This window comes from Flavobacterium sp., from assembly GCF_035456085.1.
Taxonomy (GTDB): domain Bacteria; phylum Bacteroidota; class Bacteroidia; order Flavobacteriales; family Flavobacteriaceae; genus Flavobacterium.
In genome coordinates this window covers 26,022-38,538 of the sequence record NZ_DATIDY010000200.1, presented here as the reverse complement: position 1 = coordinate 38,538, position 12,517 = coordinate 26,022, and the positions used below count along the sequence as shown (strand labels likewise).

Annotated in this window: 12 protein-coding genes; 11 read left to right on the top strand and 1 reads right to left on the bottom strand. The window is 34.5% G+C overall.

Annotated features, from left to right (window positions below; genetic code table 11):
- From VLC96_RS15325 to VLC96_RS15285, 9 genes are all read left to right on the top strand, one after another.
- Nucleotides 1-1,357: alpha-amylase family glycosyl hydrolase (locus tag VLC96_RS15325; protein ID WP_325264299.1), on the top strand; the 1,357-nt coding region annotated here is incomplete at its 5' end.
- A 237-nt stretch (nucleotides 1,358-1,594) separates the two neighbouring features.
- The gene (locus tag VLC96_RS15320; protein ID WP_325264297.1) at nucleotides 1,595-3,982 is read left to right on the top strand and encodes a glycoside hydrolase family 31 protein; all 2,388 of its coding nucleotides are present in this window, start codon (nucleotides 1,595-1,597) and stop codon (nucleotides 3,980-3,982) included.
- 3 nt (nucleotides 3,983-3,985) lie between these two features.
- Complete coding sequence (locus tag VLC96_RS15315; protein ID WP_325264295.1) at nucleotides 3,986-5,662, top strand: alpha-amylase family glycosyl hydrolase; 1,677 nt, start codon at nucleotides 3,986-3,988, stop codon at nucleotides 5,660-5,662.
- A 234-nt stretch (nucleotides 5,663-5,896) separates the two neighbouring features.
- A complete protein-coding gene (locus VLC96_RS15310) occupies nucleotides 5,897-6,583 on the top strand; it encodes a glycerophosphodiester phosphodiesterase (RefSeq protein ID WP_325264293.1) in 687 nt (228 codons plus the stop codon).
- 248 nt (nucleotides 6,584-6,831) lie between these two features.
- A complete protein-coding gene (locus VLC96_RS15305) occupies nucleotides 6,832-8,040 on the top strand; it encodes a BaiN/RdsA family NAD(P)/FAD-dependent oxidoreductase (protein ID WP_325264291.1) in 1,209 nt (402 codons plus the stop codon).
- 69 nt (nucleotides 8,041-8,109) lie between these two features.
- On the top strand, nucleotides 8,110-8,295 hold the full coding sequence (locus tag VLC96_RS15300) for a hypothetical protein (RefSeq protein WP_325264289.1): 186 nt from the start codon (nucleotides 8,110-8,112) through the stop codon (nucleotides 8,293-8,295).
- A gap of 66 nt (nucleotides 8,296-8,361) precedes the next feature.
- Nucleotides 8,362-8,937 carry a Crp/Fnr family transcriptional regulator gene (locus tag VLC96_RS15295; RefSeq protein WP_325264287.1) on the top strand — a complete coding sequence of 192 codons (576 nt, stop codon included), beginning with the start codon at nucleotides 8,362-8,364 and terminating at the stop codon, nucleotides 8,935-8,937.
- Nucleotides 8,938-9,001: 64 nt separating this feature from the next.
- Nucleotides 9,002-9,667 carry an MBL fold metallo-hydrolase gene (locus VLC96_RS15290; RefSeq protein WP_325264285.1) on the top strand — a complete coding sequence of 222 codons (666 nt, stop codon included), beginning with the start codon at nucleotides 9,002-9,004 and terminating at the stop codon, nucleotides 9,665-9,667.
- Nucleotides 9,668-9,761: 94 nt separating this feature from the next.
- Complete coding sequence (locus VLC96_RS15285) at nucleotides 9,762-10,505, top strand: BamP family beta-assembly machinery protein (RefSeq protein ID WP_325264283.1); 744 nt, start codon at nucleotides 9,762-9,764, stop codon at nucleotides 10,503-10,505.
- A 10-nt stretch (nucleotides 10,506-10,515) separates the two neighbouring features.
- On the opposite strand, the gene VLC96_RS15280 is transcribed toward VLC96_RS15285, so the two are convergent.
- Entirely contained in the window at nucleotides 10,516-10,992 is a 477-nt protein-coding gene (locus VLC96_RS15280) for a TspO/MBR family protein (RefSeq protein ID WP_325264281.1), read from the bottom strand.
- Between the two features lie 194 nt (nucleotides 10,993-11,186).
- On the opposite strand from VLC96_RS15280, the gene VLC96_RS15275 reads away from it, so the two are divergent.
- Nucleotides 11,187-12,269: a diphosphomevalonate decarboxylase gene (locus VLC96_RS15275; RefSeq protein WP_325264279.1), complete on the top strand. Its 1,083-nt coding sequence runs from the start codon at nucleotides 11,187-11,189 to the stop codon at nucleotides 12,267-12,269.
- 41 nt (nucleotides 12,270-12,310) lie between these two features.
- Nucleotides 12,311-12,505 carry a hypothetical protein gene (locus VLC96_RS15270; protein ID WP_325264277.1) on the top strand — a complete coding sequence of 65 codons (195 nt, stop codon included), beginning with the start codon at nucleotides 12,311-12,313 and terminating at the stop codon, nucleotides 12,503-12,505.
- Nucleotides 12,506-12,517 lie beyond the last annotated feature (12 nt).

The window sequence follows — 12,517 nt, the reverse complement described above, 5'->3', positions numbered from 1 at the left end:
TATGATTCAGCATTTGGATTACATCAAAGAATTAGGTGCGACAGCGCTTTGGCCAACACCACTTTGCGAAGACAATGACAAAGCGTATTCGTATCACACTTATGGACAATCCGATGTTTACAAAATTGACCCACGCTTTGGTACAAATGAAGAATACGTACAGCTTTCGGCAGAATTGCATAAACGCGATATGAAACTCATCATGGATTATGTAACCAACCATTGGGGAGCCGAGCACTGGATGATAAAAGATTTGCCTACATACGATTGGATTCACCAGTTTCCAGGTTATGCGCAAACCAATTACCGAATGACGACTCAATTCGACCCAAATGCCTCTCAAATTGATGCCAAAATGTGCATGGATGGATGGTTTGTAAAATCAATGCCCGACTTGAATCAGTCCAATCCTTTAGTGAATACTTATTTGAAACAAAACGCTATTTGGTGGATAGAATATGCCAATTTGGACGGTTTCCGCGTCGATACTTATTCTTATTGCGACAAGAAAGGAATTGCCGAATGGACCAAAGCAATAACGGACGAATATCCAAATTTTAACATTGTAGGCGAAGTTTGGATGCACGATCAGGCTCAAATGGCTTTTTGGCAAAAGGACAGTAAAATTGGAGCTATTCAAAACTACAATTCATATTTGCCTTCGGTTATGGATTTTACTTTAAACGATGCATTAGCCAAAGTTTTTAATGAAGATAATGGCAAGTGGAATGAAGGGATGGTGAATATTTATGAGAACTTCACCAACGACTTTTTATATCCAAACATCAACAGCATTATGATTTTTGCCGAAAATCATGATACAAACCGTTTCAACGAAATTTATCAAAAAGATTTGTCGAAATATAAAATGGCAATGACCTTGCTGGCTACCGTTCGCGGAATTCCTCAAATTTATTATGGTTCCGAAATTGGAATGGCTGGAAGCAAAGATAAAGACGGGGATGCTGCCATTCGTCAGGATTTCCCAGGAGGTTGGGCTGGTGACACAAATAATGCTTTTACAAAAGAAGGAAGAACAGCAGAACAAAAACAGTTTTTTGATTTCTCGGCTCAATTATTCAATTGGAGAAAAACAAACGAGACCGTACATTTTGGAAAAATGAAGCATTACGTTCCTATGAACAATGTGTATGTGTATTTCAGATATACCGATTCTAGTTCTGTTATGGTGGTTATCAATAACAATAAAGAACCGCAAACTTTTTCAACTAAACGTTTCCAAGAAAGTATTTTAAATTATAAAATAGGAAAAGACGTCCTCACCGGAAAATCAATCGATTTGAAAAATGATATTACTATCGAAGGAAAATCGGCATTGATTTTAGAATTGAAGTAAAAAATAGCAATATAAAATGACGTTCAAGCAACCTAGCTGATGTCAATATTCACGTAACATCTACGCATAATATTGTCGTTCCGTAGGAATCTCACGTTGGTTGCTCCCATTGCGGAGATTCCTACGGAATGACAAGTTTGCGAAATTATTGGAATGTTGAAAAAACGTCCTCGTTACTCGGGATGCAAAGTCTGGGAATAATAAGGACTTTATTGCAGATAAATAAATTTTACAATTATGAAAAAAATATTTCTATTCCTTTTAATTTCAAGCTTTTCTTTTGCCCAAAATGCAAACAGAAAATTTGAAAATTATAAATTAGTCAAAAACACCTTAGAAATAAAAACTTCGGATGGAACCTATTTTATAAAACCCTATTCTGATAAAATAGTCGAAACGACTTTTGTGCCAGCAGGAGAAAAGAACAATCCAAATTCACATGGAGTAGTTTTGGCTCCCGAAAATGTAACTTTCAAGGTTAAACAATCTGAAAATACATTAGTTTGTTCAACCACAGGAATTACTGTTTCTATTCAAAAAGCACCTTTTCAAATTTCATATTTGTATAAAAACAATCTGTTGATTTCTGAGAAAAAAGGATATGTACAAAGACAAACAAATACAAAAGAACTTCCAAAAGAAACATTAGAATTTAACCTGGATGCAACTGAAGCGCTTTATGGCGCCGGAGCTCGCGTATTAGGCATGAATCGTCGCGGAAACCGTTTGGAACTGTACAACCAAGCCGATTATGGATACGGAACGCATTCCAAAAAAATGAATTTCTCCATTCCGCTTGTGATGTCTTCTAAAATTTATGCTGTGCATTTTGATAACGGAGCCATCGGCTGGTTAGATTTAGACAGTAAAAAAGATAATACATTAGCCTACGAAACCATTTCTGGAAGAAAAACGTATCAAGTTGTCGCTGGCGATACTTGGACTGATTTGACATCCAATTATACTGCATTAACAGGAAGACAACCGCTTATTCCTCGTTGGGCTTTGGGTAATTTTTCAAGCCGATTTGGTTACCACACTCAAGAAGAAGTTACCAAAACTATCGACAAATATCTGAAAGATGAAATTCCAGTTGATGCGATAATTCTGGATTTATATTGGTTTGGAAAAACGGTTACAGGAACAATGGGAAATTTAGATTGGGACAAAGATAATTTTCCAAATCCAACCAAAATGATTTCTGATTTGAATAATAAAGGAGTCAAAACAATATTAATTACCGAGCCGTTTATTTTGACCACTTCCAGCAAATGGAATGATGCCGTTGACAAAAAGGTTTTAGCAACAGATAATCAGGGAAATCCGTTTAAATATGATTTCTTCTTTGGAAACACAGGACTTGTCGACGTCTTTAAACCAGAAGGCAAAAAATGGTTTTGGGATATTTATAAAAACTTAATCAACCAGGGAGTTGGTGGTTGGTGGGGTGATTTGGGCGAACCAGAAGTATTCCCGTCAGCAGCAATGACAGCACAGGGAACAGCTGATGAAGTGCACAATATTTATGGACATAATTGGGCAAAACTACTTAAAGAAGGTTATAAAAATGATTTTCCAAATGTGCGTCCGTTTATTTTAATGCGTGCCGGATATTCAGGTTCACAACATTATGGAATGATTCCGTGGTCTGGTGATGTTGGCCGTTCCTGGGAAGGTTTACAAGCACAACCCGAAATTGCATTGCAAATGGGAATGCAGGGAATGGGATATATGCACTCAGATTTAGGAGGTTTTGCAGGAGATTATTTTGATAATGAATTATATGTTCGTTGGTTGCAATATGGTGTTTTTCAACCCATTTATCGTCCTCATGCACAGGAAGAAGTGGCTTCGGAACCAGTAAATAAAGATATTTTAACCAAAGCCAAAGTCAAAAAACAAATAGAGTTGCGATATCAATTGTTACCTTACAATTATACATTGGCTTTTGAAAACAATAACAAAGGATTGCCATTAATGCGTCCGTTGTTTTTTGAAGAACCTACGAATGAAAAGTTACTAAAATCGTGTGACTCTTATTTGTGGGGAAATGATTTTTTAGTAACACCAATTACAAAAGCAGGCGTTACCAACACTACTATTTATTTTCCAAAAACCAATAATTGGTATGACTTTTATACAGGAGCTAAACATGAAGCTGGAGCGACAGAAAACATTGCTGTTTCTGCTGATAATATTCCTGTTTTTGTACGTGGAGGAGCTTTTATTCCGATGATAAAAACAATTCAAAACACGACAAAATATTCACTGTCTGATTTTGATTTGCATTTTTATTATGATGAAAAAGCAACTTCAAGTTCAGGAAAATTATACAACGATGACGGAATAACACCAAATGATTTTGAAAAAGGAGCTTACGAGATTCTGAACTTTTCGAATAGTTCAAAAGACAAGGTCATTACTTTAAAAATGAATACTACCGTTGGAAAATCATTTGTAAGTACTGATAAAAATGTTAAGGTTTTGGTTCATAACATTCCAAATAAACCAGCCAAAATTACGGTTAATGGTGTTACTGTTGATGGTCAATTGAATGGAAATATTCTTGAATTACCTGTAGTATTAAAAAAAGATCTAACTAACGAAATCAAAATACAATTGTAAAATATGAAAAAGAAAAACATAGTATTGTCAATGGTTCTTTTATTAGTAGTAACTACTTTGGTAAGCGCTCAACCAAAAAAGAATTCCAATATAAAACCAAAAACTGAAAAAACTCCTTTTGTTTGGGAAGGTGCTAATTTATATTTTTTGATGACCGATCGTTTTAATAATGGCGATAAAACAAATGATTTAAATTACAATAGAACAAAAGCACCCGCAAAATTGAGAGGTTTTGAAGGCGGTGATCTTAAAGGAATTATCCAAAAAATAGATGAAGGTTATTTTACAAAATTAGGAATCAACGTCATTTGGTTTACACCTGTTGTCGAACAAATTCATGATGGCACCGATGAAGGAACTGGTTACAGTTATGGATTTCACGGCTATTGGACAAGAGATTGGACGGCTTTAGATCCTAATTTTGGAACCAAAAAAGACTTAGCCGAATTGGTTAAAAAAGCCCACGCCAAAGGAATCCGTGTCATGCTTGATGGTGTTATTAACCACACTGGACCTGTCACGCAAATCGATACTGTTTGGCCCGAAGATTGGGTTCGTACAGGACCAACTTGTCAATTCAAAAATTTTGATAACACCACTGCTTGTACATTGGTTGCCAATTTACCAGATGTAAAAACCGAAAGCAAAGTTGAAGTTGCTTTGCCTCCGTTTTTAGTTGAAAAATGGAAAAAAGAAGGCAGATATGATAAAGAAGTAGCTTCTCTGAATGCTTTTTTCAAAAGAACAGGCTATCCTAGAACTCCAAAATACTACATCATAAAATGGCTGACAGATTATATTACCGAATTTGGAATTGACGGCTACAGAGCCGATACCGTAAAGCATACTGACGAAAGTGTTTGGGCAGATTTTAAAACTCAGTGTGATTATGCTTTCGCCAATTGGAAGAAAAATAATCCAACGCAAGTGTTAGATAATAATCCATTTTACACCATTGCCGAAGTTTTCAACTACAATATTAGTGGTGGAAAATTATTTGATTTTGGAGATAAAAAAGTGAATTATTACGACAATGGTTTTAATGCCATGATTAATTTTGAATTCAAAAGTGATGCTAAGAAAAGCTACTCAGATTTGTTTGCAAAATATTCGGATTTGCTAAACAATCAATTAAAAGGCAATAGTGTTCTGAATTATATTTCCTCACATGACGATGGCGGACCGTTTGACGCGAATCGTACCAAAAGCATCGAAAGCGGAACAAAATTGTTGTTAAGCCCAGGAATTGCTCAAGTGTATTACGGCGATGAATCGGCTAGATCTCTTGTCGTTGAAGGAGCTCAAGGCGATGCAATCTTACGCTCATTTATGAATTGGGATGCAATTAAAACAAATGCCGAAACTCAAAAAGTCCTTTTGCATTGGCAAAAATTAGGTCAATTCAGAAAAAATCATCCGGCAGTCGGAGCGGGTGTGAATACCGAAATTTCGTCAACACCTTATGTTTGTTCCAGAACTTTTACTAAAGGGAAATATTCAGATACAGTTGTAATCGGCTTGGATTTGGCAAAAGGCAAAAAAGAAATTCCTGTGGGTTCGTCCTTCAAGAATGGAGCAAAAATAAAAGACGCTTATTCAGGGAAAACAACAACTGTTTTGAATGGAAAAGTAACTATTGAAAGTGAGTTTGATATTGTTTTATTGGAACTCAATAAATAAACTAGAACTATCAGTAACTCATACCAAGATTTTTAAAAAAAAAATATACTTTGCGCCTCTGCGTCTTTGCGAGACCAATTTCACGCAAAGACGCAGAGGCGCAAAGAGCAGGAGTATTAAAGTTTAGAAAAATATTCGACAATTGATTTTTTAAGTAATGCTTCGAATTGAGAATAAAAAATAAATTATATCGAAACGCCTTTAGAAATGGAGGCGTTTTTTTATTTTAGTGACATGGAAAAAACACTGAAAATAGGTCACCGCGGAGCCAAAGGACACGAACCCGAAAACACTTTGGTCTCATTTGAAAAAGCCATTGCACTGGGCGCAGACGGAATTGAATTGGACGTACACCTAAGCTCAGACGGACATTTGATTGTAATCCACGACGAAACCGTTGACCGAACCACAAATGGTAAAGGAGCGGTAAACCAAATGACATTGGAAGAAATAAAATCTTTTCAGATTGATGCCAAACACGAAATACCAACATTGATTGAGGTTTTGGATTTGGTCAATCAAAGGTGTTTTGTCAATATAGAAATCAAAGGAGAAGGTATTGCCGAACAGGTTGTTGACGTAATTGAACGCTATGTTTCAGAAAAAAAATGGAAGCTGGACCATTTTTTAGTGTCCAGTTTTGATTGGAATAGTCTACAGCAAGTCCGTTTTTTAAATGAAAATATCCGAATTGGGGTTTTGACTGAAACCAATTTGGATCTTGCTTTTTCTTTTGCCCGATTCATGAAAGCCGAAGCCCTGCATCCCGATTTTCAATTATTGACCAAAGAATTTACAGATAAAATTCAACAGAAAGAAATCCTAGTTTTCCCTTGGACTGTAAATGAAACAGAAGACATTCAAAGAATAAAATCTTTTAACGTTGATGGAATTATAACCGATTTTTTGGATAGAATATAATTCGGCTCAGAGATTCCAATAATTGACCACACAGTTTGTCATTCCGTTAGGAATCTTTAGGATTGCTTGAGATTCCTACGGAATGACAAACTGTGTGTAATGAAAGTTATACATAGCTGTCGTAATTAAATTAAATCGTTAACATTAGCTTTTATAATTCGTGCAATTAGACCAAGTTCTAATTTGTGTTTATTGGTGCAATTCGTGGCTGAAACCCTTACCTTTGCATTCAATTCCTTTTTAAAATCATGATTCAAAATTTTGACATACTCGTTGTTGGCGGTGGCGCTGCCGGTTTTTTTACAGCTATTAATATCGTGGAGAAAAACCCAAAAATAAAAGTAGCCATTCTTGAAAGAGGTGCTGAAGTTTTGAGCAAAGTTCGTGTTTCCGGAGGAGGGCGCTGTAATGTGACGCATGCCTGTTTTGAGCCGAACGAATTAGTGAAATTTTATCCTCGAGGCGAAAAGGAATTACGTGGTCCTTTCCATCAGTTTTGTTCGGGTGACACTATCGAATGGTTTGAAAAACATGGAGTAGAACTCAAAATTGAAGAAGACGGACGTATGTTTCCAGTTTCAAATTCTTCCCAAACCATCATTGATTGTTTTGTAAAAGCTACACAAAAACTCGGAATTAAAGTACTTACAGGACAAAGTGTACAATCCATTTTCAAAAAAGACAATTTTTGGAAAGTGGAAACGCAAAATGAAAATTACATTGCTGAGAAGTTAGTTCTTGCCACAGGCAGTAATCCGAAAATTTGGGAAATGCTTCAACAGCAAGGTCATGCCATTGTAAGTCCGGTTCCGTCATTATTTACGTTCAATATAAAAGACACGAGAATCAAAGAATTGCCGGGTGTTTCGGCTCAAGTTACTGTAAAAGTCAAAGATACGAAGTTGACATCTACAGGGCCTTTATTAATCACGCATTGGGGAATGAGCGGTCCGGCAATCTTGAAATTATCGGCTTGGGGAGCACGGATTTTACACGATAAAAATTATCAGTTTACCATTTATGTGAATTGGCTCCACGATCTTGATTCCGAAGATGCGGAGAAAATTTTAAAAAACACCAAACAAGAACACGCCAAAAAAGCAGTTTCCAAAAAATCACTTTTTGGTTTGACCAATCGTCTTTGGGAAAGTTTGGTTTTAGCTTCTAATATTTCTGAGGAAACTAAATGGGCTGATTTGTCCAAAGTTCAAATGCAAAATTTGATAAACCAATTGACAAACTGTACTTTTCAGGTAAATGGCAAAAGCACTTTCAAGGAAGAATTTGTAACTGCCGGAGGAATCGATTTAAAAGAAATCAATTTCAAAACGATGGAAAGTAAATTGCACCAGAACTTGTATTTCGCTGGCGAAATCGTAAATATTGATGCTATTACTGGAGGTTTTAATTTTCAAAATGCTTGGACTAGTGGGTTTATTGTAGCGAATGCTATGTAGTTGTTTTTTAGTCTAATATGTTTTTTTTAAAAGAAAAATAGTACTTTTAACTTTTAAAAAAGTAAAATTATGGAACAGACAATTTCAACAGGAAACAATTTTGAATTAATAAGTCTATCTTACCAAGTTTTCAGCATATTATTGTTTGTGGTAATCGGTTTTGTCGTTATCAGAACTATAAGGAAAATTTGGAAACTTTTAGATGAAGCGATTCAGTATCTTGAAAATAAAAACGATGCTTATAATAATGAGTAAAAAAAATCTAGCCGTTCAAGTGTTATGATTTGGTGGTTTTATTGAATTAAATATAAAAATTAAAACGTGCATTCTATTCCACTAAAAAAACAGATTCTGTCGATTGCAGCTTTTACTGAAAATGAAATTGAAAAGATTGTCTCTTCTTTTGAATATGCAAAATTCAAACCTAAAGAATATCTGGCTACAATTGGAAAAACCAGCAATGAAATTTACTTTATAATTAATGGCCTAGCCAGAGTTTATTATTTGAAAAACGGAAAAGAAGTCACCACATATTTAAGTTCTGATAACGGATTTATTGCCTCTTATTCCAGTTTTATAAATCAAACACATTCTTTTGAAAACATACAATGCATTGAAGAATGCGAAGTACTCTCCATAAGTTATGCAAAAATGCAAAAGCTATATGCCGAAATTCCTAATTGGGAACGGGTTGGAAGAATATTAGCAGAACAAAATTATCTCTGTATGGCAGATCGATTGTTAAAACTTCAAATGATTCCTGCCAAGGAAAAATACCTTACTTTTTTACAGGCAACACATCCTAAAATCATTCAGCGAACGCCATTAATTTATATCGCTTCCTATTTGGGGATTACTCCCGAATCGTTAAGCCGAATTCGCCAGAGCATTTCTTAACATTTATCAAGAAGATTGGCTTGCTGATTTTTAATCTTTGTGAATATTAATTTAATCAACAAAGATGAAAAAAATAGCTGAAGATGTTTATCAAATTCCATTGATGCCTAGAAACAGCATTAATTGTTATTTGATCGAAGATGTACTCATTGATGCTGGCATAAGAAGTTCTGCCACTCGAATTTTGAATGCAGTAAAAGACAGAAACTTAAGTAAACACGTGCTCACTCACGCACATGCAGATCATCAGGGGAGTAGCAGCATTATCTGCAATGCACTAAAAATTCCATTATTGTGTAGTGAATTAGAAAAAGAAAATGCAGAAAATGGTACTGTTACTATTGAATACCCAAATCCCAATCACTTCATTTCTAAATTCCAGCAAAAATTCTGGGCAGGTGACGGCTTCAAGGTAACAGAAACTCTCAAAGAAGGCGATAGAATTGGTGGCTTTGTTGTTATTGAAACCCCGGGACATTCTAGCGGGCATCTTTCATTTTTTAGAGAAAAGGACGGAATTTTGATTGCCGGTGACACCCTTACAAACATGAATCTATTAACCACTATAGTTGGACTACGCCAACCTCCAAACTTATTCACAGCCGACCAAGAACAAAATAAAAATTCGATAAAAAAATTAGTTTCATTACAACCAAAAGTAATATGTTTTGGTCATGGTTCTGTACTGGTAAACAATGGTGATCTTGAGAGATTTGCAAGTAAAATCTAATTTTGGCTTAAGATTAATTAACAAAAAATTACATCAATTCTAAGTTTTTTTTGGCGACAGTTGGAATATATTTACTTTCAATAAATTCTTACTTATGAAAATAAAACTACTTAGTGCATTATTTTTCTTTGTTTGTCAATTCAGTTTTTCACAGACCGAAAAACTTCTTAAAGGAGTGGTTTCGTCTGAAAATTTTTTGCTGTATAATGTAGATGTTATCAATAAAAATTCGAAAAAAAGCGTTAAAACCAATGAAAAAGGTGAATTTGTAATTCAGGCTAAGGTGAATGATAGTCTTCTTTTTTATGTTAAAGATTATCATATAAAAAGGCTGAAAGTAACTCCCGGACAAATTGAACAGAACAATTTTCAAGTTATAATGCTAAAAAATGCAGAAGAGCTAAAAGAGGTTTTAATTACAAATATGCCAAGCCTTGAGTTAAGCAAAGACAAAAAATATGAGCAAAGTAAGCTTGATGAGTATGCCACGGAAAAATTTGATAATAATGAGGGATTTCAAGCTATGAGAAGAGGAGCGTTTGTTAACGGATTAAATTTTGTTACAATTGGCAAAAAGCTTTTACAATTATTTTCAAATGAAAAAGAACCAAAAAAAGAATCTCCTGTAGAAATTGAATTTACAACTTTAGCTAAAAATATTTGCGATCAAAAATTTTATTTGGAGACTTTAAAATTAAAACCAGATGAAATTGATCTTTTCCTTCAATTTTGTGAAGCCGATCCTGGGTCAAAAAAACTAAAAGAGAATAATAATGTACTAAACATGATGGATTTTTTATCAGCCAAAAACATCGAATTTCAAAAGCTGAAAAAATGATCGCAGCTAACTACCTGTTCAGCCACCAAATACTTCCATTCAAAACCGTAGCAAAACTAACCCAAAGCAAATATGGAATAAATAAATAGCCTGAAATTTTATTGATTTTGGCAAATTGAATATAGGTTTCATAAATCATTAACCAAAGAATAATAATTTCTAATCCTGCCAACATTGGGTTTTTTAGTCCAAAAAACAAATACGACCAAAGTGCATTTAAGGCCAATTGAATGGCAAAGAATTGCAGTGCTTTTTTAACGGTTTCCTTTTCAAAATCAATTCTGTCCCAAACCAATCCTGCTGCGATTCCCATCATAATATAAAGCGTACTCCAAACGGGTGCAAAAACCCAATTAGGCGGATTGAAGCTTGGTTTTATTAATGTTGGATACCAAGTTGTGATTGCAGATTTGGTTACAATTCCAGAAAAATAGCCCACTACAAGACAAGTAACAACAATTGATAATATTTTGGTAAGCTTGTTCATTTATTTGTTTTTTTAAGACTCCAAAAGTACTTAAAACTTTCTAAGGATCCTCCAAACTTACAATTTAACAGCAAGGAAAAATAAGTCACTCAGCATAAAAACACCAGGGTACGAAGTTTTGAGAAACTTAGCAACTCAGTCACTTAGTAACTTAGCAACTTTCTATGTAACTTTGCAAAAAAAAAATACTATTCATGTTTGAAATTGACGATTTTATTCCATCACAATATAGCCATTCAATAGACCAAGGAAGTTTTTCCTGGAGCGCACCAAGTAACATTGCATTAGTGAAATATTGGGGGAAAAAAGAGAATCAGATTCCTGCGAACCCTTCGGTTAGTTTTACTTTAAATAACTGTAAAACGATTACCACTTTGGCTTTTGCAAAGAAACAAAATGATGGAAATTTTTCTTTTGATTTACTTTTTGAAGGAAAACCAAAAGAAGATTTTAAACCAAAAATTCAAAAGTTTTTAGAGCGAGTTTACAACTACTTGCCTTTTCTAAAAGAGTATCATTTTACAATAAATACAGAAAATACATTTCCACACAGTTCTGGAATTGCTTCGTCAGCATCAGGAATGGCAGCTTTGGCAATGAATTTCATGAGTTTGGAAAAAGAACTGAATCCAGCAATGACTGACGATTACTTCTTTAGCAAAGCTTCGTTTTTGGCACGATTAGGTTCTGGAAGCGCTTGCAGAAGTGTCAAAGGTCAAGTTGTAGTTTGGGGAAATCAAACTAATATAAAAGGAAGTTCAGACTTATATGGAGTTGAATATCCATATCAAATTCATTCGGTTTTTAAAGATTTTCAAGATACAATTTTGTTAGTCGATAAAGGAGAAAAACTGGTTTCGAGTACTGTTGGCCATGATTTGATGCATAATCACCCATTTGCCGAAAATAGATTTGCACAGGCACATACTAATTTAGACCAATTGATAACCATTTTTGAAAGTGGAAATTTGGAGGAATTTATCAAAATTGTAGAAAGTGAAGCTTTGACTTTGCATGCGATGATGATGACTTCTTTGCCTTATTTCATTTTGATGAAACCGAATACGTTGCAAATTATTAATGCAATTTGGAAATTTAGAAACGAAACTAAAACTCCTGTTTGTTTTACTTTGGATGCTGGCGCCAACGTACATGTTTTATATCCAAATGAATACAAAGAAAAAGTATTGCAATTTATTAAAACAGAATTAGTTGGCTTTTGCCAAAATGGTCAGTATCTTTGCGACGAAATTGGAAATGGTGCTTTGTTGTTATAGTACTTTATTTTTGTATATTTAATCCTTTAATTGGCACGATTATGGATTTAAATGCTGAAAAATTAGAACTGATTCAAAAAATTCTGGAAACAAAAGATAGTAGTTTGCTGAAAAAAGTCAAAGCTATTTTTGATGAGGCAGAAAAAGTAGTTTGGGAGGAATTAACCCCCGAACAACAAGAAGAAATAAACATAGGAATACAAAACGAAAATCGTGGCGATGTAGTCGATTTTTAATAAACATAAGAT

What these genes read in the sequence shown, in the direction of transcription:
- VLC96_RS15320 (WP_325264297.1), top strand. Translation starts at nt 1,595, where the DNA reads ATGAAAAAAATATTTCTATTCCTTTTAATTTCAAGCTTTTCTTTTGCC.
- VLC96_RS15315 (WP_325264295.1), top strand. Translation starts at nt 3,986, where the DNA reads ATGAAAAAGAAAAACATAGTATTGTCAATGGTTCTTTTATTAGTAGTA.
- VLC96_RS15310 (WP_325264293.1), top strand. Translation starts at nt 5,897, where the DNA reads ATGGAAAAAACACTGAAAATAGGTCACCGCGGAGCCAAAGGACACGAA.
- VLC96_RS15305 (WP_325264291.1), top strand. Translation starts at nt 6,832, where the DNA reads ATGATTCAAAATTTTGACATACTCGTTGTTGGCGGTGGCGCTGCCGGT.
- VLC96_RS15300 (WP_325264289.1), top strand. Translation starts at nt 8,110, where the DNA reads ATGGAACAGACAATTTCAACAGGAAACAATTTTGAATTAATAAGTCTA.
- VLC96_RS15290 (WP_325264285.1), top strand. Translation starts at nt 9,002, where the DNA reads ATGAAAAAAATAGCTGAAGATGTTTATCAAATTCCATTGATGCCTAGA.
- VLC96_RS15285 (WP_325264283.1), top strand. Translation starts at nt 9,762, where the DNA reads ATGAAAATAAAACTACTTAGTGCATTATTTTTCTTTGTTTGTCAATTC.
- VLC96_RS15280 (WP_325264281.1), bottom strand. Translation starts at nt 10,992, where the DNA reads ATGAACAAGCTTACCAAAATATTATCAATTGTTGTTACTTGTCTTGTA.
- VLC96_RS15275 (WP_325264279.1), top strand. Translation starts at nt 11,187, where the DNA reads ATGTTTGAAATTGACGATTTTATTCCATCACAATATAGCCATTCAATA.
- VLC96_RS15270 (WP_325264277.1), top strand. Translation starts at nt 12,311, where the DNA reads ATGGATTTAAATGCTGAAAAATTAGAACTGATTCAAAAAATTCTGGAA.